General features: G+C 73.1%; 19 protein-coding genes. 18 read left to right on the top strand and 1 reads right to left on the bottom strand.

Features of this window, described 5'->3' with window-relative positions; translation table 11 throughout:
• The first annotated feature begins 67 nt into the window (after positions 1 to 67).
• The 17 genes from ACFV5H_RS08400 (at position 68) to ACFV5H_RS08480 (ending at position 22217) form a co-directional block, all read left to right on the top strand.
• Complete coding sequence (locus ACFV5H_RS08400; RefSeq protein ID WP_385193555.1) at positions 68 to 1585, top strand: Wzz/FepE/Etk N-terminal domain-containing protein; 1518 nt, start codon at positions 68 to 70, stop codon at positions 1583 to 1585.
• 3 nt (positions 1586 to 1588) lie between these two features.
• Positions 1589 to 3523: an asparagine synthase (glutamine-hydrolyzing) gene (asnB, locus tag ACFV5H_RS08405; RefSeq protein ID WP_385193557.1), complete on the top strand. Its 1935-nt coding sequence runs from the start codon at positions 1589 to 1591 to the stop codon at positions 3521 to 3523.
• An 18-nt stretch (positions 3524 to 3541) separates the two neighbouring features.
• Positions 3542 to 5713, top strand: coding sequence for a bi-domain-containing oxidoreductase (locus tag ACFV5H_RS08410; protein WP_385193560.1), 2172 nt, complete (start codon positions 3542 to 3544; stop codon positions 5711 to 5713).
• On the top strand, positions 5710 to 7665 hold the full coding sequence (locus ACFV5H_RS08415) for an alginate lyase family protein (RefSeq protein ID WP_385193563.1): 1956 nt from the start codon (positions 5710 to 5712) through the stop codon (positions 7663 to 7665). Before ACFV5H_RS08410 ends, ACFV5H_RS08415 begins: the two co-directional genes overlap by 4 nt.
• Before the next feature lie 3 nt (positions 7666 to 7668).
• Entirely contained in the window at positions 7669 to 9192 is a 1524-nt protein-coding gene (locus tag ACFV5H_RS08420; protein ID WP_385193566.1) for a right-handed parallel beta-helix repeat-containing protein, read from the top strand.
• A 1-nt stretch (position 9193) separates the two neighbouring features.
• Entirely contained in the window at positions 9194 to 10426 is a 1233-nt protein-coding gene (locus ACFV5H_RS08425) for an O-antigen ligase domain-containing protein (protein WP_385193569.1), read from the top strand.
• A 2-nt stretch (positions 10427 to 10428) separates the two neighbouring features.
• Positions 10429 to 11670 (top strand): glycosyltransferase, encoded by a 1242-nt coding sequence (locus tag ACFV5H_RS08430; protein WP_385050827.1) that lies wholly within the window; start codon positions 10429 to 10431, stop codon positions 11668 to 11670.
• A complete protein-coding gene (locus ACFV5H_RS08435; protein WP_385050830.1) occupies positions 11667 to 12917 on the top strand; it encodes a methyltransferase domain-containing protein in 1251 nt (416 codons plus the stop codon). Before ACFV5H_RS08430 ends, ACFV5H_RS08435 begins: the two co-directional genes overlap by 4 nt.
• The gene (locus ACFV5H_RS08440; RefSeq protein WP_385193572.1) at positions 12914 to 13708 is read left to right on the top strand and encodes a glucose-1-phosphate cytidylyltransferase; all 795 of its coding nucleotides are present in this window, start codon (positions 12914 to 12916) and stop codon (positions 13706 to 13708) included. Before ACFV5H_RS08435 ends, ACFV5H_RS08440 begins: the two co-directional genes overlap by 4 nt.
• Positions 13705 to 14352: a PIG-L deacetylase family protein gene (locus tag ACFV5H_RS08445; protein WP_385193575.1), complete on the top strand. Its 648-nt coding sequence runs from the start codon at positions 13705 to 13707 to the stop codon at positions 14350 to 14352. Before ACFV5H_RS08440 ends, ACFV5H_RS08445 begins: the two co-directional genes overlap by 4 nt.
• 3 nt (positions 14353 to 14355) lie before the next feature.
• Positions 14356 to 15381, top strand: coding sequence for an NAD-dependent epimerase/dehydratase family protein (locus ACFV5H_RS08450; protein ID WP_385193578.1), 1026 nt, complete (start codon positions 14356 to 14358; stop codon positions 15379 to 15381).
• Positions 15382 to 15413: 32 nt separating this feature from the next.
• Positions 15414 to 16667, top strand: a complete 1254-nt coding sequence (locus tag ACFV5H_RS08455; RefSeq protein ID WP_385193611.1) for a DUF4910 domain-containing protein — start codon at positions 15414 to 15416, stop codon at positions 16665 to 16667.
• A gap of 5 nt (positions 16668 to 16672) precedes the next feature.
• Entirely contained in the window at positions 16673 to 17941 is a 1269-nt protein-coding gene (locus ACFV5H_RS08460; protein WP_385193581.1) for a hypothetical protein, read from the top strand.
• 233 nt (positions 17942 to 18174) lie between these two features.
• Positions 18175 to 19122, top strand: coding sequence for a glycosyltransferase family 2 protein (locus tag ACFV5H_RS08465; RefSeq protein ID WP_385193584.1), 948 nt, complete (start codon positions 18175 to 18177; stop codon positions 19120 to 19122).
• Positions 19119 to 20336, top strand: coding sequence for a polysaccharide pyruvyl transferase family protein (locus ACFV5H_RS08470; protein ID WP_385193587.1), 1218 nt, complete (start codon positions 19119 to 19121; stop codon positions 20334 to 20336). Before ACFV5H_RS08465 ends, ACFV5H_RS08470 begins: the two co-directional genes overlap by 4 nt.
• Entirely contained in the window at positions 20333 to 20884 is a 552-nt protein-coding gene (locus tag ACFV5H_RS08475) for a dTDP-4-dehydrorhamnose 3,5-epimerase family protein (RefSeq protein ID WP_385193590.1), read from the top strand. Before ACFV5H_RS08470 ends, ACFV5H_RS08475 begins: the two co-directional genes overlap by 4 nt.
• A 7-nt stretch (positions 20885 to 20891) precedes the next feature.
• Positions 20892 to 22217, top strand: coding sequence for a glutamate-1-semialdehyde 2,1-aminomutase (locus tag ACFV5H_RS08480; RefSeq protein ID WP_385193593.1), 1326 nt, complete (start codon positions 20892 to 20894; stop codon positions 22215 to 22217).
• A gap of 7 nt (positions 22218 to 22224) precedes the next feature.
• Here ACFV5H_RS08480 and ACFV5H_RS08485 read toward each other — a convergent pair whose 3' ends face one another.
• Entirely contained in the window at positions 22225 to 22911 is a 687-nt protein-coding gene (locus ACFV5H_RS08485) for a phosphatase PAP2 family protein (protein WP_385193596.1), read from the bottom strand.
• A gap of 137 nt (positions 22912 to 23048) precedes the next feature.
• On the opposite strand from ACFV5H_RS08485, the gene ACFV5H_RS08490 reads away from it, so the two are divergent.
• On the top strand, positions 23049 to 24222 hold a 1174-nt coding region (locus tag ACFV5H_RS08490), incomplete at its 3' end, for a family 43 glycosylhydrolase (RefSeq protein WP_385193599.1).

The raw sequence follows: 24222 nt of genomic DNA on the forward strand, positions 1-24222 counted from the left end.
CCGGCCGTCCCCGGGACGCCGCCACGCCGGCGCTCGCGGCCGACGCCGACGCGACGGGAGGCGCAGGGTGACGACGCGTACGAGTCCGGAGTCGTCGGCCGCTCCGCTGCTGGACCTGCAGGCGCTGGTGGTCGCGGTGCGCAGGCGCCGCCGCCTGTGGTGTTCCATGGCGCTGCTGGGGCTGCTGGCCGGGGCGGTGGTGGCGGTCCTGCTGCCGGCGCCGCCGACCGCGGTGACCACGGTGCTGGTCGCGCACGAGGCGGACCAGCCGAACGACCCCGGAACGCTGATCCGCACCGATGCCGCACTGCTGGGGACCACGCGGATCGCCGGCGAGGCCCTGCGGTCCCTCGGTTCCCCGGAACGCCCGGAAGACTTCATGGGGGACTACCAGGGCACCGGCCTGACCAACAACCTGCTGCAGATCACCGTGACGGGTGACAGCGACGCGGAAGCGGTGGCCCGTGCCGAGGCGCTGGCCGAGGCGTTCGTCGCGGACCACGTGAAGCGGATCAAGGAAGCCGCGAACGCCGAATCCAAGGCCCTGCTCGGCCGGCGCGACGACATGCGGGACGAACTCGCGCGGGTCAACGAGGAGATCGGGGAGGGACCGCCGCAGAGCGACCCGGAGGCGTCGGCGAACCTCGAGTCGCTCTTCGCCCGCCGGGCCGAACTCACCTCGCGGATCACCGACTTCGACCAGCGCGCCGAGGAGGCGCGGCTGAGTACGCCCCGGCTCGTCGCGGGCACGCAGATCGTGGACGCCGCGCGCGCGGTGGACCACTCCCTGCCCAGGACCGCCGTCACCGATGCCGGGATCGGGTTCGTCCTCGGGCTCGCGCTCGGCCTCGCGCTGGCCGCCGTCGGCGTGGCGGTGGCGGACCGTCCCGTGCTGCGCCGGGAGATCGCGGCGAACCTGGGCGCCTCCGTCATCGCGGAGCTGCCCGGCCGGCCGGCCGGGCCGTGGCGGCGGCGACGGATCCGGGCGGCACGGGAACGGCTCACGGTCTCCCTGGCCCGTACCGTACGGGGCTCCGCGGAACCGGTGTCGCTGCTGGAACTGGGCTGTGCGCGCGGTGCGAGCACGATCGCCCTGGACCTCGCCGGGGCACTGGGGGCGGAGGGTCCGGTGGTCGTCGTCGACGGTCTGCCCGGCCCGCAGCTCGCCAGGCGCCGCCCGGAGCCGGGAGACCCCACCGTGGTCGGCGGCGCGGACGCCGCGGCCGTGTCACCCGATGAGCGCCGGGTCGGCGTCGGCTCGGTGGCGCCCGGCACCGCGTGGACCGACCTCCGGTACCTCGGCACCCGGACCGTGCTCGTCGTACGGGCCGGGCACGGCAGCGCCGCATGGCTGCACACCGTGGCGCGGCAGCTCGCGGACCAGCGCATCACGGTGATCGGCGTGGTGCTGATCGACCCCGATCCGCGTGACCGGACCGACGGCACGCTGTGGGACGGGCCGCACACCGCGCCGCACGACCGCGGCGAGCGGCCGGCCCGGCGGAACGGGACTGAGCGGCGGGGGACGGAACGGCTGCCGATGCCGGCGGCACGGGTCCCGGACAGCGACCAGGAGGCGCGGTAGGACATGTGTGGCATCGCAGGCACGTACCGGTGGCCGGACGGGAAGGCCGTGGCCGACCGGCTCACCGATGTCCTCGCCCATCGCGGCCCGGACGGGGCGGGCCGGTACAGCCATCCCGCCGGTGACGGCAAAGTGCACCTCGGGCACCGCCGATTGGCCATCGTCGACCTGTCGGAGACCGGCGCCCAGCCGATGGTCTCGGGCGGCCTCGTCCTGACGTACAACGGCGAGCTGTACAACGCGCCCGAGCTGCGTACGGAGCTGACGGCCGCCGGGGTGCGCTTCCGCGGCACCTCCGACACCGAGGTGGTGCTCGAGGCCTGGCGGCGCTGGGGCACGGACTGCCTGCCCCGGCTGCGCGGCATGTTCGCGTTCGGCATCTTCGACGAGCGGACCGGTGAACTGGTGCTGGCCCGCGACCAGTTGGGCATCAAGCCGCTGTTCCTGCTGCGGCGCGGCGCGGGTCTGGTCTTCGCCTCCGAACTCAAGGCGCTCGCCGCCGTGACCGGCGGGTCGCTGGAGGTGGACCCCGCGGCGCTTGTGGCCTCGCTGCTGTACTACTGGGTGCCGGACTCGCGGTGCGCGTTCCGCGAGGCGGAGAAGCTGCCGCCGGGGAGCTGGCTGAGGTGCCGGCCCGACGGCCGGGTGGAGCGCGGCAGGTTCTGGAACCTGAGGGACGTCGCCGCCGAGGGCCGGGAGCGGGCCCTGGCCGGTGAGCGGCCGGACCTGGCCGCGATCGTCGAGGAGTCGACCCGGCGGCACCTGCTCTCCGACGTGCCCGTGGCGACCTTCCTCTCCGGCGGTCTCGACTCCAGCTACCTGACCGCGCTGGCCGCCCGCCACCAGCCGGGGATCTCCGCCTACACGATCGGGTTCCGCGCCGAGGACGCCCGGTTCGAGGCGATGCCGGACGACCTGCGCTACGCCCGGCAGGTGGCCGGGCGGTTCGGCGTCGACCTGCACGAGATCGAGATCGCCCCGGACGTCCTCGACCTGCTGCCGCGGATGACGTACCACCTGGACGAGCCGATCGGCGACCCCGCCGCCATCAACACCTTCCTGATCTGCTCGGCCGCCCGGGAGGCCGGGGTCAAGGTGATGCTGTCGGGGATGGGCGCCGACGAGCTGTTCGCCGGGTACCGCAAGCACCTGGCCAACCTGATCGCGCTGCGCTACCAGCGCGTCCCGCGGCCCCTGCGGCGCGGGGTGTCCGCGGCGGTGGACCGGCTGCCGGTCGCGACGGCCCGCCGGGGGTACCGGTCGGTGCGCTTCGCGAAGCGGTTCCTCTCCTTCGCCGATCTGCCGGAGGAGACCGCGTTCCGGCGCAGCTACACCATGTACGACCGGGACGAACTGCTCGCCCTGATCGATCCGGACCTGGCCCCGACGGTCGACGACGTGCTGACCGAGCACGCGGACACCTATCGGGACAACGACCTCGACGACTTCGTCAACCGCATGTGCCTGGGCGACTCGCGGATGTTCCTGCCGGGCCTGAACCTCGCGTACACGGACCGCTCCAGCATGGCCGCGTCGACGGAGGTGCGGGTGCCGTACGTGGACGTCGAGGTGGTGAAGGCGGCGTTCGCCTTCCCCGGCGACCGCAAGATCGTCGGGCGGCAGGGCAAGGCCGTCCTCAAGGAGGCGGCCACGTCGATCCTGCCCCGGGAGATCGTGTACCGGCCCAAGGGCCTGTTCAGCGCCCCGCTGCGGGCCTGGATGAGCCGGGATCTGGCACCGCTGGTGCGCGAGGTGGTCGACGACGGCGAGCTCGTCCGTTCCGGGATCCTGCGCCGCGACGCGCTTCAGCGGCTCGTCGCCGAGGACGCCGCCGGGCAGCGGGACTTCTCCAAGCATCTGTGGCATGTGCTGACCCTCGAGTACTGGTACCGCGGCGCGACCTCCAAGGCCGGCCAGACCCCTTCTTTGACGGCGTAGAGAACAAGAGGACTTCCGGTGAAACAGGTTGTGCAGAATTACAGGAGCGGCGAGCTGGCGCTGCTCGACGTGCCGGTGCCGGGCTGCAAGCCGGGCGGTGTGCTGGTGCGGAGCACGTACTCGCTGATCTCCACCGGGACCGAGCTGATGAAGGTCTCCGAGGCCGGCATGTCGATGGTGGGCAAGGCCCGTTCCCGGCCGGACCAGGTGGCGAAGGTCGTGCAGAGCGTGGCCGCCAACGGGGCGCCCGCCACCTACCGCAAGGTGATGGGCAAGCTGGACTCCTACACTCCGCTGGGCTATTCGCTGTGCGGGGTGGTCGAGCAGGTCGGCGCCGGGATCGACGACGTGAAGGTCGGCGACCTGGTGGCCTGCGCCGGCAACGAGCACGCGCTGCACGCCGAGCTGAACTGGGTGCCGAAGAACCTCTACGCCCGGGTGCCGGACGGTCTCGCGCCGCGGCACGCGGCCTTCGGCACCGTCGGGTCGATCGCGCTGCAGGGCGTCCGCCAGGGCGAGTCGCGGCTCGGCGAGGTGGCGCTGGTCATCGGCCTCGGACTGATCGGGCAGCTGGTGGTGCAGCTCCTCGCCGCCTCGGGGGTACGGGTCGTCGGGGCCGACCCCGATCCGGCGCGCTGCGAGCTCGCCGAGCGCCTGGGCGCGGCGGCCTGCGGCGATCCCGCGTCCGCGGCCGTGGAGACGGCCGTCGCCGAACTCACCGACGGTCACGGCGTGGACCAGGTGTACCTGGCCGCCGGCGGCGGCAGCAACCAGCCCGTCGAGCTGGCCGCCCGGCTCTGCCGGGACCGCGGCCGGGTCGTCGACATCGGCAAGTGCCGCCTCGACCTGCCGTGGAACGCGTACTACGAGAAGGAGCTCGACGTCCGGTTCTCCCGCTCGTACGGCCCCGGGCGCTACGACCCGGAGTACGAGCTCCAGGGGCGGGACTACCCGATCGGCTATGTGCGCTGGACCGAGCGCCGCAACCTGGCGTGCTTCCTCGATCTCATGGCCCGCGGCAGCGTCGACGTGGAGCCCCTGGTCTCCCACGTCGCCGACTTCGACGACGCCGTCGAGACGTACCGGAGCCTGAAGGACGGCGAACTGAAGGCCGTGGCCGTGCTGTTCCGGTACCCCGGACAGGAGGTCGAAGCGGAGGCCCCGGTGGTGGCCGTGCCCTCCGTGAACGTGAAGCGGAGCCCGGCGAGGGCCGTGAGGACGCCGGTACGTCTCGCGTTCGTCGGCGCGGGCAACTACGCGTCGTCGATGCTGTTGCCGCACCTGGCGCGGCGCGACGGCGTCGAGTTGTCGACGGTCGTCACCACGACGGCGCTGTCCGGGGCCAACGCCCAGCGCAAGTTCGGCTTCGCCGGGGCGACCACCGATCTCGACGCCGTGCTCGGCGACACGTCCGTCGACGCGGTGTTCGTGGTCACCCGGCACAGCTCGCACGCCGAACTGACCCGGAAGGCGCTGCTGGCCGGCAAGGCGGTGTTCGTGGAGAAGCCGCTGGCGCTCACCGAGGACGAACTGGCCGGGGTGCTCGCCGCGGTGGAGGAGTCCGGCAACGACCGGCTGCAGGTGGGCTTCAACCGCCGGTTCGCGCCGCTGCTGCAGGAGGCCGGGAAGCGGTTCGGCACCCGGACCGGTCCGGCGAGCCTGCGCTACCTCGTCAACGCGGGCCGCCTCGACCACGGCAGCTGGTACCTCCAGCAGGGCACCGAGGGCTCGCGGTTCGCCGGTGAGGGCGGGCACTTCATCGACACGGCGAGCTGGCTGCTGGAGGCCGACCCGGTCTCGGTGTACGCGGTCGCCCCGTCCGGCAACGAGGACCTTCAGGTCGTCCTGCGCTACCCGGACGGGTCCACCGCCACGATCAGTTACGTCACCACCGGATCGTCCGGGTTCCCCAAGGAGACCCTGGACCTCATCGCGGACGGCAAGGTGCTGCGGCTCGACGACTTCGTCCGTGCCTCGGTCCACGGCCGTAAGCGGTGGGTCAGTTCGCGGCTGCCCAAGGCCCGGGACAAGGGCCAGAACGCCGAACTGGCCGCGTTCGTCAAGGCCGTACGGACCGGCGGGCCGATGCCGGTGCCGCTCCGGTCGCTGGTCGCCACCACGGCGGCCACCCTCGCCGTACAGGCCTCTCTGGCCGGGGGCGCGCCGGTGACGCTCACGGGGTCGCGATGAGCATGGGCGCGGGCTGGTACCTGCGGCGGCTGTCCCGGATGGGGCCGCGGGAGATCGGCGGCCGGATGGGCGACACGGTGCGCAGACGGCGGTGGCGGTCGGCGCCGCCGCCCGACTGCCCGGACGTGACCGGCGCCCGGTTCACCGCGGTCCTGCCCGCGGGGACGGTCGCCGCGGTGCCGCCGGACGCCGCGAAACGTCTCGTTGCCGAGGCGGACCGGCTGATGGCCGGGCACGCCGAGTACTTCGGGGTGGACCGCGACGACCTGATCGACCCGGACTGGTCGTACGACCCGAGGACCGGGCGCCGGGCTCCGTCGGGTTACGCCTTCGACGTGCCGTACCGCGACGAGGACGCGGTCGGGGACATCAAGCAGATCTGGGAGCTGTCCCGGCACCAGTACCTCACCCGGCTCGCCGCCGCCTACGCGGTCACCGGGGACGAGCGGTACGCCGAGCGGGTGGCCGAGCACCTGCGGTCGTGGTGGGCGGCCAACCCGCCGCTGCGCGGGGTGCACTGGGTCAGCGGCATCGAGCTGGGGATCCGGCTGCTGTCCTGGGTGTGGGTCCGCCGGCTGCTCGACGGCTGGCCGGGCGCGGCCGCCCTGTTCGAGGGCAGCCCGGTGGCGCTGAACCAGATCTGGCACCACCAGCGCTGGCTGGCCGCCTTCCCCAGCCGGGGCTCCTCGGCGAACAACCACGTCATCGCCGAGTCCGCCGGGCAGTTCGCCGCGGCCTGCGCGTTCGGCTGGTTCCCCGACTCGGCGCGCTGGCGGGCCGACGCGCTGCGGTCGCTGGACCGGCACCTGCGCGGCAACACGTTCCTCTCCGGCCTCAACCGGGAGCTGGCCACCGAGTACCACGGGCTGGTGCTGGAGCTCGGCCTGGCCGCGGTGGCGGAGGCGGACGCCGCCGGTGTGCCGGTGCCCGCGACGGTCCGGCTGGTGCTGCTGCGGATGACCGACGCGCTCGCGGCCGTCGTGGACGACCGGTTGCGGCCGCCGCGCCAGGGGGACGCGGACGACGGGCACGGTCTGGTCGTGGACGGCGCGGGCACCGACCGCTGGGGCTCGCTGCTGGCCACCGGCGAGGCCGTGTTCGGGTCTCTCGACTGGTGGCCGGAGGTGACCGGCACCGATGTGCGCACCCCGCTGCTGGCCGCGCTCGTCCGGCCCACCGCGTCGGCCGTCTCCCGCCCGGCGAGCCGGCCTGCCCACTTCGCCGACGCGGGGACGACCGTTCTGCGCGGTCCGGAGGGGATCTGGTGCCGCTGCGACGGTGGTCCGCACGGCTTCCTGTCCATCGCCGCGCACGCCCACGCGGACGCGCTGTCCGTGGAGGTCCGGCACGACGGGGTCGACGTGCTCGCCGACCCGGGGACGTACTGCTACCACGGGCAGCCCGAGTGGCGGCGGTACTTCCGGTCGACCCTCGGCCACAACACCCTGGAGCTGGACGGCGGTGACCAGTCCGTCTCCGGCGGCCCGTTCCTGTGGACCCGGCACGCCCGCAGCCGCGTCCTGGCCGTGGACACGTCCGGCGAGGGCGTGTCCCGCTGGTGCGCCGAACACGACGGCTACCAGGGCTCCGTACACCGCCGACGAGTGGAACTGACGTCCGTCACACAGGAGTTGAGAGTGGTCGACGAGGTGCGCGGCCCGCACCGGGCCCTGCGCCTGGCGTTCCACCTCGGCCCGGAGATCACCGCGGACCTGGTGGGGAACCGGGCCGTGCTCACCTGGACCCGGGACGGCGAGGACCGCTCCGCGGTGCTCGACCTGCCCGGACAGCTCTCCTGGCGGGCGCACCGCGGCGAGACGGAACCGCCGCTGGGCTGGTACTCCGCCGGCTTCGGACGCAAGGAACCCGCCACCACGCTGGTCGGCACCGGCACCACCGACGGCACGGAGGATTTCACCACCGTCCTCGGGTTCCGCGGTCAGGGGGCCTGATCCGTGGGGACGAAGTGGCGGCACCGGGCGTTACCGGCGGCACCGCTGACGCTGGTCCTGCTGGCGGCGGTGACCGGCTGTGACAGCGGCACGCCGGACGCGCGGCCGAAGCCGACCGCCACGCCGTCCGCCTCCGTGGCCCGGGTGTGCGACAAGCCCGCCGTCGGGCCGGCGAAGGCACCGGCGGGCGCGGTGACGGTCGACCCCGCGGTCGCCGGTGACCTGGCCGCGAAGACCAGGAGCAGTCCCCCGCACACCACGTTCTGGCTCCGGCCGGGCAAGCACCGGCTCGACCCCGACCGCTACGCCCAGGTCGTCCCCAAGGAGGGGAACACCTACCTCGGCGCGCCGGGCGCCGTGCTCGACGGCCGTAAGACCAACCAGTACGCGTTCGGCGGCACCGCCGACGACGTCACCGTCCGCCACCTGACCGTGCAGGGGTTCGTCGCGCCGCACGACGAGGGCGTGGTCAACCACGACTCGGCCGACGGGTGGGTGATCGAGCACTCGACGATCCAGGACAACTCCGGCGCCGGGCTGATGGCCGGTGCCCGCCAGCAGGTACGCGCCAACTGCCTGCGCGACAACGGCCAGTACGGCATGAACGCGTACAAGGCCGGTGACGCCATCAGCGACCTGGTGGTCGAGGGCAACGAGATCACGGGCAACAACACCGGTGACTGGGAGCGGCGGCGGCCGGGCTGCGGCTGCACCGGAGGCGTCAAGTTCTGGGCCGTCGACGGCGCCGACGTACGCGGCAACTGGGTGCACGACAACCGCGGGACCGGGTTGTGGGCGGACACCAACAACAACGACTTCCGCATCGAGGGCAACGTGCTGGAGGAGAACGACGGTGCCGCGCTGATCTACGAGACCAGCTACAACGCGGTCGTCCGGGACAACACGATCCGGCGGAACAACTGGGTCGAGGGCCGCAGGTACGCCGACCGCGGCGACACCTTCCCGTTCGCGACCGTCTACATCTCCGAGTCCGGCGGCGAACCACGGGTCCGGGCCCGCACCGACAGGATCGAGATCCACCGGAACGTGCTGGAGGACAACTGGTCCGGGATCACCCTGTGGGAGAACGCCGACCGGTTCTGCAACAGCCCCGCCAACACCTCGTCCGGTGACTGCACGCTGCTGGTGAAGGACAAGGACCGCTGCGCACAGCCGGCGATCGCCACCGCACCGCTCTACGCCGACTGCCGGTGGAGGACCCAGCGGGTGGACATCCACGACAACCGCTTCGTGCTGGACAAGTCCGTCGTCGACTGCACGGCGATGTGCGACCGGATGGCGGTGCTGGCCAACTACGGCACCTACCCGGACTGGTCTCCGTACCAGGGCGAGCGGGTGTCCGAGGCGATCACCCGCGAGCAGCACAACCGCTGGCGCGACAACACCTACGTCGGACCGTGGAAGTTCACCGCCCACGACCCGAGCCGGGTGCTCGACGCCGTGCAGTGGCAGGGCACGTACCAGCAGGACGCGGGCAGCACCTTCCGCGCGCAGGGCGGTGGCTGAGATGGGTACGGACCACACGCCGAAGCTCGTCGGGACGGCCTGGGGACTGCTGGTCCTCAACACGCTCGGCTCCGCCGGGGCGAAGACCATCGTCCCGCTGCCCCGCTCCCTCATCCAGATGGTCACCATGGGCGCGCTGGCCGTCGCGTTCACGCTGGCGCTCGCGGTCAATCTCCGGCTGCGCGTCCGGCCGAGCGCCTACCTGTTCCTGCTCACCCTGCTGCTGGTGCCGAGCGTGATCTCCAGCGCGGACCCGGAGTCCGGGTTCGGCGCGCTGTTCCGCTGCGCCCGGCTGGCTCTCTTCGTCGCCACGCTGTGGCTGCTCAGCCGCTGGTGGGACGGCGGCACGACGTTCGTACGGCACCACATCCGGATGTACTTCGTGGTCCTCGGGTCGGTGGCCGCCGGCCTGGCCGTCTCACCGGGCGCCGCCATGCCCGACCTCTACGGCGGGCGGCTGGTCGGCGCGTTGTGGCCGCTCACCCCGCCGCAGATCGGACAGTACGCCGCGGTGATCATCGGGCTCACCGTGCTGCTCCTGCTGGGCCGCCGGACCGACCGGGCCGGCGCGGCGGTGGTCGTCGTGCCGTCACTCGTCCTGCTCGCGCTGACCCATACCCGGACGGCCACGGTCGGCCTGCTCGTCGGGCTGACGCTGGCGATCGGCTCGCTCGTCCTGACCAGCGCCGCCGCCCGCCGGTTCTTCACCTGGACGGTACTGTGCGCCGCCGTCGCCGCGGTGGTGTTCGGCTCCGCGCTGCAGGCGTGGTTCCTGCGCGGGCAGAGCCAGGAGAACTTCACCAGCCTCACCGGCCGGGCCAAGGTCTGGAACGCCCTGCTGGCGGAGGACCGGACGACCTCGGAGTACCTGCTCGGCGCGGGCCTGGGCGACAAGTCGTTCGGCGGGCTGCCGATCGACAACAGCTGGCTGGCCGTCTACCACGAGCAGGGCGTGACCGGTGTCGTCCTGGTGGCGGCGTTCGTCGTCGTGCTGGGCGGTGTCGCGCTGCTGCGGCCGCCGTCGCTGTCGAGGGCCTGCGCGATCTTCCTGATCGGCTACTGCGCGATCGCGTCGTACACCGAGGCCGGGCTGGGCGACGCCTCGCCGTACCTGCTGCACCTGGCCGTGGCCGCCTCGCTCCTGGCGGCACCCGCCCCGGCCACCCCCCTCCCGGCACCCGACGTCCCCCGACGACGCGTTCCGCGATGGGCCCAGAGATCGGAGGTGAGCTGAGCATGCACGTCCTCGTGGTGCACAACCGTTACGCCTCGGCACAGCCGAGCGGGGAGAACAAGGTCGTCGACCAGGAGGTGGCGCTGCTGCGCGGGGCCGGCCACCGGGTCGAGGTGTTCGAGCGGCGCAGCGACGACATCGCCGCCATGTCCCTGCCGCGCAAGGCCGCGGTGCCGCTGCTCGTGCCGTGGAACCCGGCGGTCCGCAGGGAGCTCGCCGCCCGGCTGCGCGCCGAACGGCCGGACGTGGTGCACGTCCACAACGTCTTCCCGCTGCTGTCGCCGGCGGTGCTGGCCGCCTGCGCCGACGCGGGTGTGCCGGCCGTCGCCACGCTGCACAACTACACCCAGGTCTGCGCGCCCGGCACGCTGCAGCGGGACGGCCGGCCGTGCACCGAGTGCGTCGGGTCGACGCCGCTGCCCGCCGTCCGGCACGGCTGCTACCGGAACTCCCGGCCGGCGACGGTGCCGCTCGCGGTCAGCCTGTCGGCCAACCGGCGGCGGTGGTGGTCCGGTGTGGAGCGGTTCTTCTGCATCTCCGCGGCGCAGCGCGACGTCCTGGTGCGGGCCGGCATGCCGGCCGGGCGGCTGGTGGTGAAGCACAACTTCGTGCCCGACCCGGACGCCCGCCGCTCGGGCGCGGGGGAGCATCTGCTCTACCTCGGCCGGCTCGCCGAGGCCAAGGGCGTACGGCTGCTCATGACCGCGTGGGACGAGATCGCCGCCGGCGGTGGTGCGGGCGTACCGCTCGTGATCGCCGGCACGGGGCCGCTGGAGCCGGAGGTGACCGCCTGGGCGGCGGGCCGGGACGACGTGCGGTACGTCGGCCTGTACGACACCGAGGAATGCCGGCGGGCCGTCGCACGATCGGTGGCCGTGGTGGCTCCCTCGACGTGGCTGGAGGCGTTCGGCCTGGTGGTCGTGGAGGCGATGGCGGCCGGAGTCCCGGTCGTCGCCGCCGGTCACGGCGCCTTCACCGAACTCGTCGAGGACGGGGTGACCGGGCTGCTGCACCGGCCGGGCGAGGCCGCCTCGCTCGCGTCCCGCATACGCCGGATCGCGGCCGACCCCGGCCGCAACCGGGAGATGGGCCGGGCGGCCCGGCGCCGGTACGAGCAGGGTTTCAGCCCGGCCGTCGGCCTGGAGCGCCTGGTGGAGGGATACCGCACCGCGATCGCGGGGCGGTCGGCACTGGCTCGCGGCGGGGACACCCGCGCGGGCAGGGGGGATGGGGACAGCAGATGACACGATGCCGACTCTGCGGCTCGGAAGCGATGGCGAGCGTCGTCGACCTCGGGGCGACGCCACCGTGTGAGAGCTTTCTCGCCGCGGACCAACTGGACCGGCCGGAGCCCGCGTACCCGCTGCACCTGCGGGTCTGCACCGACTGCTGGCTGGCGCAGATCCCTCCGCTGATCACACCGGAGGAGACGTTCAAGGAGTACGCGTACTTCTCCTCCTACTCCACCTCCTGGGTGGAGCACGCGCGGACGTTCGTCGCGGACGCCGCGGCGCGGGTGGGGCTCGGCCCCGACGCCTTCGTGGTCGAGGTCGCGAGCAACGACGGGTACCTGCTGAGACATGTGGTGGACCGCGGCATCCGCTGCCTGGGCATCGAGCCGTCGGTGAACGTCGGTGCCGCGGCACGCGAGGCGGGTGTGCCCACGCTCACGGAGTTCCTGAGCCCGGACACCGGTTCGGCCGTCCGCGCCGAGCACGGCCCGGCGGACCTGGTCGTGGCCAACAACGTGTACGCGCACATCCCCGACGTGGTCGGGTTCACCCAGGGCCTGCGCGCCCTGGTCGCCGACGACGGCTGGGTCTCCGTCGAGGTGCAGCACCTGCTGACCCTGATCGAGGAGAACCAGTACGACACGATCTACCACGAGCACTTCCAGTACTACACGGTCGCGTCCGCGGCCCGGGCACTGGCGAGCGGCGGACTCACGCTGGTGGACGTCGAGTTGCTGCCCACGCACGGCGGCTCCATCCGGCTGTGGGCCCGGCCCGCCGAGGCGGCCGGCGAGCCGAGCGGCCGGGTGGCCGACGTGCTGGACCGGGAGAAGGCCGCCGGACTCCAGGAGCTGACCGGGTACGCCGAGTTCTCCGCCCGGGTGGCCAAGGTGCGCCGGGACCTGCTGCGGTTCCTCATCGAGGCGGCCGAGCGCGGCGAGACGGTCGTCGGCTACGGCGCCCCGGGGAAGGGCAACACCCTGCTCAACCACTGCGGCATCCGGCCCGACCTGCTCCCGTACACGGTCGACCGCAACCCCTACAAGCACGGAAGGTTCACCCCGGGCACCCGCATCCCGGTCCTGGCTCCCGAGCGGATCGCCGCCGACCGGCCGGACTACGTCCTCGTCCTGCCGTGGAACCTGCGGGCCGAGCTGGTCGAGCAGCTGTCCTTCGTGCACGAGTGGGGCGGCCGGCTGGTCTTCCCCATACCGGAACTGAGCATCGTCGAGGCCGCGTCCCGAAAGGTCACAGCATGAAGGTCGTACTGTTCTGCGGCGGTTACGGGATGCGGATGCGCAGCGGCGCCGCGGACGACGTGCCCAAGCCGATGGCGATGGTCGGCCCCCGGCCGCTGATCTGGCACGTGATGCGCTACTACGCGCACTTCGGGCACACCGAGTTCATCCTGTGCCTCGGCTACGGGGCCCACCACATCAAGGACTTCTTCCTCAACTACGAGGAGACGACGTCCAACGACTTCGTGCTGCGCGGCGGGCGGACCGAGTTGCTGTCCACCGACATCTCCGACTGGACGATCACGTTCGCGCAGACCGGCATCGAGTCACCGATCGGGGAGCGGCTGCGCCGGGTGCGGCACCACCTGGACGGCGACGAGATGTTCCTCGCCAACTACGCCGACGTGCTCACCGACGCCCCGCTGCCGGAGATGATCGACCGGTTCGCCCGGCGCGACGCCGGTGCGTCGATGATGGTGGTGCCGCCGCAGTCCTCGTTCCACTGCGTGGAGCTGGGCGAGGACGGCCTGGTGGGGGGCATCACCGCGGTGAGCGACATGCCGCTGTGGGAGAACGGCGGCTACTTCGTGCTCCGCCAGGAGGTCTTCGACCACATTCCGGAGGACGGGGACCTGGTCGCCGACGGATGCGCGGGACTGGCCAAGCAGGGGCGGCTGGTGGCGCACCGGCACCGCGGCTTCTGGAAGCCGACCGACACCGTGAAGGAGCGGGCCGCGCTCGACGCCGCCTACGCCCGGGGCGACCGCCCGTGGGCCGTGTGGGAGCGGGACGACGCGGGGGTGGGCGTGTGATCCGGCTCGGCGCCGGGCGCCTGGACCGGATCGTCGCGGTGGGCGCGCACTGCGACGACATCGCCATCGGCGCCGGCGGCACCCTGCTCTCGATGTGCCTCGCGCGGCCGGGTCTCCGTGTCGACGCGCTGGTGCTCTCCGGCGGTGGCGGCGAGCGGGAGCAGGAGGAGCGGGCCGCGCTCGCCGCCTTCTGTCCTGGCGCCGACCTGCGGCTGACCGTGCTCAAGCTGCCGGACGGCCGGATGCCGGCGCACTGGGAGGAGGCGAAGGCCGCGGTCGAGGAGCTGCGGACGCGGACCGAGCCGGAGCTGGTCCTCGCCCCGCGCACCGACGACGCGCACCAGGACCACCGCGGCCTGGCGCGGTTGATGACCACCGTGTTCCGTGACCACCTCGTGCTCGGCTACGAGATCGTCAAGTGGGACGGCGATCTCGGCCGTATGACGGCGTACCAGCCGCTGTCACCGGAGGTCGCCGAGCAGAAGGTGCGGCTGCTGCAGGAGCACTACCCCTCGCAGCGGCACCGGCCCTGGTACGACCGGGAGGCCTTCCTCGGCCTCGCCCGGATCCGCGGCATCGAATGCCACGCGCGCTACGCCGAGGCGTTCGCCGTCACCAAACTCACTCTCGACCTGGGGGATTGAACCTTGCGCGTACTGCTCACCGGACACCAGGGCTACCTGGGCACCGTGATGGCCCCGGTCCTCACGGCCGCCGGACACGAGGTCGTCGGCCTCGACGCCGGCCTGTTCGCCGACTGCCTGCTGGGTCCGGCGCCCGCCGACCCGCCGGGCCGGCGGGTGGACCTGCGCGACGTCACGGCCGAGCACCTGGCCGGGGTGGACGCCGTGATCCACCTGGCCGCCCTGTCCAACGACCCGCTGGGATCGCTGGCGCCGGAGCTCACCTACGACATCAACCACCACGCCTCCGTACGCCTGGCCAGGCTGGCCCGCGACGCCGGGGTGCAGCGTTTCCTGTACGCGTCGACCTGCTCGGTCTACGGCGCCGCCGGCGGCGGCGAGCTGGTGACCGAGGACGCCCCGCTGCGCCCGGTGACGCCGTACGCGGAGTCCAAGGTGCGGGTCGAGGACGACCTGCACGCGCTCTGTGACGGCGACTTCAGCCCGGTGTACATGCGCAACGCCACCGCCTTCGGGTACTCGCCCCGGCTGCGCGCCGACATCGTGCTGAACAACCTGGTGGGTCACGCCCTTTTGTCCGGCGAGGTCCTCGTCCTCTCCGACGGCACCCCCTGGCGCCCGCTGGTGCACGCCGCCGACATCGCACGGGCCTTCACGGCGGCGCTGACCGCGCCGCGGGAAGCGGTGCACGACCGGGCGTTCAACATCGGCAGCGAGGTCAACAACGTCACGGTCGCCGAGATCGCCGAGCAGGTCGCCGAGGCGGTACCCGGCTCGAAGGTGGTGATCACCGGGGAGACCGGCGCCGATCCGCGGTCGTACCGGGTGGACTTCTCCCGGTTCCGCGCCGCGATACCCGGCTTCGACTGCGAGTGGACGGTGAAGCGGGGCGCGCTCGAACTCGCCGACGCCTACCGGAAGCACGGGCTGACCCGGGAGGACTTCGAGCGGCGCTTCACCCGCCTCGCCGTGCTGCGCGCGGCGTCCGACGCCGGCACCGTCGACGACACCCTGCGGTGGCGCCGGTGACCAAGCATGGAGAAGAAGGTGCCGGCGAGGAGATGTACGAACTGGTGGAGCGGTTGTACCCGCTCTGCCGGAGCATCACCGGCGACGGTGTGCGCGCCACCCTGGAGATCGTCGGCGAGTACGTCCCGCTGCATGTGCACGAGGTGCCGACCGGGACGCAGGTGCTCGACTGGACGGTGCCGCAGGAGTGGAACATCCGGGACGCGTACGTCGCCGACGCCGCCGGCAGGCGGGTCGTCGACTTCGCCGCGTCCAGCCTGCACGTGCTCGGCTACAGCGTGCCGGTGTCGGCGACCATGCCGCTGACCGAGCTGCGCCCGCATCTGCACACCCTGCCGGACCACCCGTCCTGGGTGCCGTACCGCACCAGCTACTACCGGCCGGAGTGGGGGTTCTGCCTGGCCCAGGAGACCCTGGACGCGCTGCCGGACGGCGAGTACGAGGTGCGGATCGACTCCACGCTCGCCGACGGCCACCTCACCTACGCCGAACACGTGGTCCCCGGTCAGGTCGCCGACGAGGTGATCGTCTCCTGTCACGTCTGCCACCCGTCGCTGGCCAACGACAACCTGGCCGGCATCGCGGTGGCGACGTTCCTGGCCCGGACGCTGGCGGAGCGGAAGCCGTACTACACCTACCGGTTCCTGTTCGCGCCCGGCACCATCGGGGCGATCACCTGGCTGGCCCTCAACGCGGAACGGGTGGAACGGGTCAAGCACGGCCTGGTGCTGGCCTGCGCCGGCGACCCGGGGCCATTGACGTACAAGCGGAGCAGGCGCGGCGACGCGGAGATCGACCGGGTGCTGCGGCACGTCCTGGCCGCCTCCGAACGGCCGTACCGCGTCGTCGAGTTCACTCCGTACGGCTACGACGAGCGGCAGTTCTGCTCGCCCGGGTTCGACCTCGGCGTGGGCTCGCTCACCCGGACCCCGTACGCCGGCTACCCGGAGTACCACACCTCGGCGGACAACCTGGACTTCGTCTCTCCTCGGGCGATGGCGGACACGCTCGCCGTCTGCCGCGAGGCGTTCGGCGTCCTGGACCGCAACCGGCGGTACCTCAACCTCAGTCCCTACGGCGAACCGCAGCTCGGGCGGCGGGGGTTGTACGACTCGCTCGGTGGTCGCAGCGACGCGAAGCAGGCGCAGATGGCCATGCTCTGGGTGCTCAACCTCTCCGACGGCGAGCACAGTCTGCTGGACGTCGCCGAGCGGTCCGGGCTGCCGTTCGACACCGTCGCCGTCGCGGCCGACGCCCTGCACGGCGCCGGGCTGCTCAAGGCGTGACGCCGATGTCCACCGGGAAAGAGACGACGACCCCGACCCGGTCCGCCCGGCGGGCCGTAGCCGGGCGGCTGTCCTGGGGACTGGCCGACCAGGCGGCCTCCAGCCTGTCCAACTTCGCGGTGGGCATCTACGTGGCACGCTCGCTGGGGCTGACCGCGTTCGGCGTGTTCAGCCTGGCCTGGGTGACCTACGGCGTGGTGCTCAACGTCTCCCGCGGGCTGGCCACCGACCCGCTCGTGGTGCGCTTCAGCGGCGTGCCGGAGGCGTCCTGGCGCCGGGCGGTGGCCCGGTCGTCGGGTACCGCGCTCCTGGTCGGTGCCGGTATCGGCACGGCGTGTCTGGTCGCCGGGCCGGTCATCGGCGGCCAGGTGGGGGCCGCGTTCGCCGGTCTCGGCGTCGTGCTGCCGGGTCTGCTGCTGCAGGACGCCTGGCGGTACGCGTTCTTCGCCGCCGGCACCGGCCGGAAGGCGTTCGTCAACGACGTCGTGTGGGGCGTCGCGCTCGTCCCGGCCATGGTGGTGGCGGCCCACGTGGGCACCGTGACCGCCTTCCTGCTCGCCTGGGGCGGTTCCGCAGCGGTGGCCGCGGCGTACGGCTGCTTCCAGTCCGGCATCCGGCCCCGGCCGGCCGGGGCGCGCGAGTGGCACCGCGACCACCACGACCTCGGCTACCGGTACCTGGTCGAGAACGTCGGTGTCAGCGGCTCGAGCCAGTTGCGGGCGTACGGGCTCGGCGCGATCGTCGGGGTCGGCGCGGTGGGGGTGATCCGGGGCGCCGAGCTGCTGCTCGGCCCGTTCCTCGCCGTGCTGATGGGACTGTCGCTGGTCACCGTCGCCGAGGCGGCGCGGGTGCTGCGGCAGGCCCCGCGGCGGCTCGGGAAGTTCTGCCTCCTCCTCGGCGGCGGACAGGCCGTCGGCGCGCTGCTGTGGGGCGCGGCGCTGCTGCTGGTGCCGGACCGGCTCGGCGAGCTCGTCCTCGGTGACGTCTGGCCCGCCGCCTCGGAGATCATCGTGCCGGTCACGCTCGGCGTCGCGGGCGCCGGCCTGGGCACCGGCGCGGCGGCCGGGCTCCGCGCGCTCGCCGCGGCCCGGCGCAGCCTGCGCTGCCAGATGTTCGCCTCCGCCTGCTACGTCGTCGGCGGGATCGGCGGTGCGGTCGTGGCCGGCACGGTCGGCTCGGCCTGGGGCGTCGCCGCCGCGGCCGCCTGCGGCTCGGCCGTGTGGTGGCTCCAGCTGCGGTCCGCCCTGCGCGAGCACCACCGAGGGGGTGCCTGATGGATCCCCGCGGCGTCGCGACGCCCGGCACGCTCCCCCACTGCCTCAAGGGCGTGGGATGTGCCCCCACTCGCCGCACCGGCCGAAAGCCCAAGTACGTCCAGTACGAGGGCTTCCGGCCGGCACTCCCCCAGCCTGCGGCCGGGGGGACCCCCAGAGCACGCACCGGACGCCGCTCCTTCCCCGCGGAGATCCATCAGACACCCCCACCCCATCCCCGAAGTGAGGACACCGTGACCGCCCATCCCCGGCTGAGCATCGGCCTGCCCGTGTACAACGGCGAGGAGTACCTCGCCGAGGCGTTCGACGCCCTGCTCGGCCAGACCTACGAGGACTTCGAGCTGGTCGTCTCCGACAACGCCTCGACGGACGGGACCCAGGACATCTGCCGGAAGTACGCCGCGCGGGACTCCCGCATCCGGTACATACGGCTGCCCCGGAACATCGGCGCCGCGCCGAACCACAACCACGTGTTCACCGAGTGCCGCGGCGAACTGTTCAAGTGGGCCTCGCACGACGACCTGTACGCCCGTGACCTGCTGCGGGCCTGCGTCGAGGCGCTGGACGAACGGCCGGACGTCGTCCTCGCGCACAGCGGCCAGGCGGTCATCGACGGCGAGGGCCGGGTGAAGGTCCCCTACGAGTACTCGCTCGCCACCGACTCGCCGTACGCGCCGGAGCGCTTCCGCAGCCTGCTGTTCGAGCCCGGTGGCGACGACTTCTACGGGGTGATGCGGGCCGACATGCTGCGCCGGGTGAAGCCGCACGACAGCTACCACCACGCGGACCGCGTGTTCGTCGCCGAGATCACCCTGCACGGGCCGTTCCACCAGGTACCGGAGCTGCTGTACTTCCGCCGCGACCACCCCACCCGCGCCGAGCGGGCGAACCCCTCCAAGCGCTCCCGGTGCGTCAACCTGGACCCGCGCCGGGCGGGCCCGCTGCACCCGACGCCCCGGCTGCTCGCCGAGTACGTCTGGGGCTTCGTCGCGGCGGTCCGGCGGGCGCCGCTGTCCCCCGCCGACCGGCGCGCCTGCTACCGCCACCTGGCCGCGTGGATGACCAGCAGGGCCCGGCCGGGCGCCGGCGAGCGGGTCGAGGACCGCGCCCCGGTCGACCCGGGCCGGCTCACCGTCTCCGTCGACGCCCTCGTCGCCGGCCGTGAAGGGAGGCAGGCGTGAAGTCCCCGCGCATAGGGGTGTTCGGCCTGCTCGGCGCCGGCAACGTCGGCAACGACGGGTCGCTCGAGGCCGTACTCGGGTACCTCCGCGCCGAGCACCCGGAGGCGGTCGTGGACGCGCTGTGCGGCGGACCCGAGGCCGTCACGGCCCGGTACGGGATCCCCGCGACGCGGCTGAACTGGTACCGCGGGGAGTACCGGACCGCGTCCCGTGCGGGCGCGATCGCGGCCAAGGGGCTGGGCAAACTCGTCGACGTCGTCCGCACCGCCGCCTGGGCGCGCCGGCACGACGTGGTGATCGTGCCGGGCACGGGCGTCCTGGAGACCACGCTGCCGCTGCGGCCGTGGGGCTTCCCGTACTCGCTGTTCCTGCTCTGCGCGACCGGCCGGCTGCTGCGCACCCGGGTCGCGCTGGTCAGCGTCGGCGCCGGCACGATCGGCAACCGGCCGACCCGGACCCTGACCCGCTGGTCGGCACGGCTGGCCGCGTACCGGTCGTACCGGGACACCATGTCCCGCGACGCGATGCGGGCGATGGGCGTGGACACCACGCGCGACGAGGTCTACGAGGACCTCGTGTTCGCCCTGCCCGCGCCGCCGTCGAGCGCGCCCTCCGGCCCGCCGGGCCTGGTCTGCGTCGGCGTCATGGACTTCCACGGGAGCAACGACGAGCGCGCCCGGGCGGAGGAGATCCACCGGCGCTACCTCGACGGGACGACCCGGTTCGTCCGCGCGCTGGTCGAGGACGGCAGGCCGGTCCGGCTGCTCACCGGCGACGAGCTCGACCGGCCGGTGGCCGACGCGGTCCTCGACGCGGTGGACTCGCCGCTGGTCACCGTCGCCGAGACGGCCTCGCTGGCCGACCTGATGAAGGAGATGTCGGCCGCCGACACCGTGGTGGCGACCCGGTACCACAACCTGGTCTGCGCGCTGAAGACCGGCACACCGACCCTCGCGCTCAGCTACTCGGCGAAGAGCGACACGCTCATGGCCCGGATGGGCCTCGGCGCGTACTGCCACCCGGCCCGCGAGACCGACGCCGACCGGCTGCTCGAACAGTTCCGCGAGCTGGAGCGGCGGTCGGCGGAGCTGCGGCGGACCCTCACCGAGCGGAACCTGGACGCCGACCGGCGCGTCGAGCGCCAGTTCGCCGCCCTGACCGCGGCCCTGTTCCCGGCGGCCGACCACGCCCGCACTCCGAGAGAGGCTCCATGAAAGCGACCGAAGTCCCGGAGATCACCGGGGCGTACCTGTTCGAGCCGACGCCGTACGCCGACGAACGCGGCTTCTTCTGCCGCACCTTCGACGCCGACGTGGTCCGCTCGGTGGGCCTCGACCCGGACGCCTTCGTCCAGGACAGCCTGTCCCGCTCGGTCCGGGGCGTGCTGCGCGGCCTGCACCTGCGCTCCGGCGCCGGCGAGGCCAAGCTCGTGCGGTGCTCGTACGGGAGGATCCACGACGTCGTCGTGGACCTGCGGCCGGGCTCGCCGACCTACCTGGGCCGGGCCTCCTTCGAGCTGTCCGGCGAGACACAGACGACCCTGTACATCCCGGCGGGGTGCGCGCACGGCTTCCAGGCGCTGACCGACACCGCCGACACCTCGTACCGGATCGACCGCCCGCACGACCCGGCCGAGGACGTGACGATCGCCTTCGACGACCCGGAACTCGCCATCCCCTGGCCGCTGCCGGTCACCTCGATGTCCCGGCGGGACCGGGAGGCGCCGAGCCTGGCCGAGGTCCTGAAGCACAGAGAGAGCTGAGGTCGCCGTGGACACCGAAGAGTTCGAACTGCCCCGGTCGCGGACGGCGAACGAGCGGCTGCACGCCATGATCCCCGGCGGCGCGCACACCTACGCCAAGGGCGACGACCAGTACCCCGAGAACCTGGCCCCGGTCATCAGCCACGGCCGCGGCGCCCACGTGTGGGACGTCGACGGCAACCGCTACGTCGAGTACGGCTCCGGCCTGCGGTCGGTCAGCCTCGGTCACGCCCACCCGCGCGTGGTCGAGGCGGTGCGGCGGGAACTCGACCGCGGCAGCAACTTCGTCCGGCCGTCCGTCCTGGAGGTCGAGGCCGCGGAACGCTTCCTGGCCACGGTGCCGACCGCCGAGATGGTGAAGTTCGCGAAGAACGGCTCCGACGCCACCACCGCCGCGGTGCGCCTAGCCCGCGCCGCCACCGGCCGCCCGCGGGTGGCCGTCTGCGCCGACCACCCGTTCTTCTCCGTCGACGACTGGTTCATCGGCACCACACCGATGCCGGCCGGCATTCCGGCGGCGACCACCGAACTCACCGTGGCGTTCCCCTACGGCGACCTGACCGCCACGGAGGAACTGCTCACCCGGTACCGGGACGAGATCGCCTGCCTGATCCTCGAACCCGCCGGCCACACCGAACCGCCGCCCGGGTACCTCGAGGGCCTGCGCGAACTGGCCGACCGGCACGGCTGCGTGCTGGTATTCGACGAGATGATCACCGGCTTCCGCTGGTCCGAGGCGGGCGCCCAGGGCCTGTACGGCGTCGTCCCCGACCTCTCCACGTTCGGCAAGGCGCTGGGCAACGGGTTCGCCGTCTCGGCGCTGGCCGGGCGGCGCGAGCTGATGGAGCGGGGCGGGCTGCGTCACTCCGGCGAGCGGGTGTTCCTGCTGTCCACCACGCACGGCGCGGAGACGCACGCGCTGGCCGCCGCGATGGCCGTGCAGACCGTCTACGCCGAGGAGGGCGTCACCGCGCGGCTGCACGCGCTCGGCGAGAAGCTGGCCGCCGGTGTGCGCGAGGCCGCGGCCGGCATGGGCGTCGGCGACCACGTCGTCGTCCGGGGCCGGGCCAGCAACCTGGTCTTCGCCACCCTCGACGAGAAGGGCCGGCCGTCGCAGGAGTACCGCACGCTGTTCCTGCGCCGGCTCCTCGCGGGCGGGGTGCTGGCTCCGTCGTTCGTGGTGAGCGGTGCGCTCGACGACGCCGACATCGAGCACACCGTCGACGTGGTGGCCCAGGCGTGTGCGGTGTACCGGAAGGCGCTGGACGCCGGGGATCCCACCCCGTGGCTGGGCGGGCGACCGGTGAAGCCGGTGTTCCGCCGCTTCGTCTGACGTGGCGTCAGCGGTGCCTCGGCCGGCCGGCGTCGACCAGCCACGCGGTCGCCGGTGTCACCGCCAGCGCGGTGCACCAGCCGCCGAGGGCGTCGGTCGGGTAGTGCGCGCCCAGGACGACCTGCGCCCATCCCATGGCGGCACCGGCGACCAGCGCCGCGCCGAGCACGAGTGACGTGCCGGCCGCCCCGCCGAGGCCGCGCCGGCCGGCCACGAGCAGCGCCACCACGAGGACGAACGCGGTGAGGAAGGCGGTGTGCCCGCTCGGGTAGGACAGGTTGTCGTCACCGTGGATGGTCCGCCCCACCAACGGCTTGAGCAACATCGTCGTCCCCACGGTCAGTCCTGGGCCGGCCACGGCGAGCACCGCCGCGCGAGGCCACCGGACCAGCAGACAGCCCGTCACGACGGCCCCTGTCAGCACCGCCGCCCCCAGGGGCTCCCCCAGGAAGTCGACAGCCAGAGCGACATGCCGCCACGGCGGCCCCGCGCCGTCCACCGCCGACTGGATCCACGCGTCCACCGCGCCGGGCCCGGTGTCGCCGGCGTACAGGACCCCGAGTACGAGGACCACCAGCGCGGCGAGGGCCGCGACCAGCCCGAGCGACGCGCGCAGCGCCGACGGCAGCACCGCGGGCGCCGGGCGACCGGCCGGACGCCCACCGCGGGTGGGCCGGATCAGATCTTCCACCATCGGTCCATCATCGCCGCCGCGCCCCGCGGACGCCCCGCTCTGTGGACAACTCCCCCACTTGAACGCAAGCGTGTTCGACATTACGGTCCATGTCTTTACAGTGCGGTCGTCCAGGGTTCGAGAGGCACACGAGGCGCATGTGGCAACCAGCTGCCCAGATCATCCGCAATCCGGTCCTGCCGGGCTCGCACCCGGATCCGTCCGCGCTGCGTGTGGGTGACGACTTCTACCTGGCGACCTCGACGTTCGAGTGGCACCCCGGTGTACGGCTGCACCACTCCCGTGACCTGGTGCGGTGGCGGCCGTTGGGCGGCGCCCTGGACACCGCACGTCTGCTCGATCTCACCGGCTGCCCGGATTCCGGCGGAGTGTGGGCGCCGAACCTCTCCTACGCGGACGGGCTGTTCCACCTGGTCTACAGCAACGTCTCCACCTATGCGGGAGGCTTCACCGACTGTCCCAACCACCTCACCACGGCGCCGTCGGTCCACGGCCCCTGGTCCGATCCCGTACCGCTGCACGCGCGGGGCTTCGACGCGTCCCTCTTCCACGACGGTCCCGACAGCTGGCTGCTGAACCTGGTGCACGACTGGCGTCCGGGGCACGGTGGCTCGGCCGGTCTGGAGGCGACCCGCTATGACCGGTCCGCGCGCCGTCTGGTCGGTGACCCGGTGCGTATCGCGCTGCCGCCGCAGGCCGGCTGGATCGAGGGCCCCAACCTCTACCGGCATGCCGGCTGGTACTACCTGCTGACCGCGGACGGCGGCACGGGCTACGACCACCAGGTCACCGTCGCCCGCTCCCGCACGCTGGCCGGTCCGTACGAACGCGACCCGCACGGAGCTCTGGTCACTGCCCGTCACCATCCGGAGCTGGCCCTGCAGAAGGCCGGGCACGGCAGTCTCGTCGACGCGGGGAAGGGCCTGTGGTACCTGGCGTACCTCGTCGCGCGGCCCGAGGGCCGCCAGGGGCCGTGCGTGCTCGGCCGTGAGACCGCGCTGGCGCCCGTCGTCTGGACCGACGACGGATGGCCGCGCGTCCCCACCGGCCTGCCCGCCCTGGAGGTTCCCGCTCCGGACCGGCCCGTCGACGACAACGAGGTGACGCGGACGGAGGCCGGTGAGGCGGACGGCTTCGACCGGCCGGTGCTCGGGCCGCAGTGGTCCACACTGCGGCGCCCCGCGGCTCCCGACTGGGTCTCCCTCACCGCCCGCCCCTCCCATCTGCGGCTGCACGGCGGCCGCTCCCCGCAGAGCCTGACCGGCCCCAGTCTGGTGGGCCGCCGGGTGACGTCCGCGGACGGTGCCTTCG

It is taken from the genome of Streptomyces sp. NPDC059787, from assembly GCF_042732315.1.
GTDB lineage: Bacteria > Actinomycetota > Actinomycetes > Streptomycetales > Streptomycetaceae > Streptomyces > Streptomyces atrovirens.

Excerpts from the sequence above, each read along its gene's own strand:
- asnB (WP_385193557.1), top strand. The coding sequence starts at position 1,589 with ATGTGTGGCATCGCAGGCACGTACCGGTGGCCGGACGGGAAGGCCGTG.
- ACFV5H_RS08415 (WP_385193563.1), top strand. The coding sequence starts at position 5,710 with ATGAGCATGGGCGCGGGCTGGTACCTGCGGCGGCTGTCCCGGATGGGG.
- ACFV5H_RS08425 (WP_385193569.1), top strand. The coding sequence starts at position 9,194 with ATGGGTACGGACCACACGCCGAAGCTCGTCGGGACGGCCTGGGGACTG.
- ACFV5H_RS08430 (WP_385050827.1), top strand. The coding sequence starts at position 10,429 with ATGCACGTCCTCGTGGTGCACAACCGTTACGCCTCGGCACAGCCGAGC.
- ACFV5H_RS08435 (WP_385050830.1), top strand. The coding sequence starts at position 11,667 with ATGACACGATGCCGACTCTGCGGCTCGGAAGCGATGGCGAGCGTCGTC.
- ACFV5H_RS08440 (WP_385193572.1), top strand. The coding sequence starts at position 12,914 with ATGAAGGTCGTACTGTTCTGCGGCGGTTACGGGATGCGGATGCGCAGC.
- ACFV5H_RS08455 (WP_385193611.1), top strand. The coding sequence starts at position 15,414 with ATGTACGAACTGGTGGAGCGGTTGTACCCGCTCTGCCGGAGCATCACC.
- ACFV5H_RS08460 (WP_385193581.1), top strand. The coding sequence starts at position 16,673 with ATGTCCACCGGGAAAGAGACGACGACCCCGACCCGGTCCGCCCGGCGG.
- ACFV5H_RS08475 (WP_385193590.1), top strand. The coding sequence starts at position 20,333 with ATGAAAGCGACCGAAGTCCCGGAGATCACCGGGGCGTACCTGTTCGAG.
- ACFV5H_RS08485 (WP_385193596.1), bottom strand. The coding sequence starts at position 22,911 with ATGGTGGAAGATCTGATCCGGCCCACCCGCGGTGGGCGTCCGGCCGGT.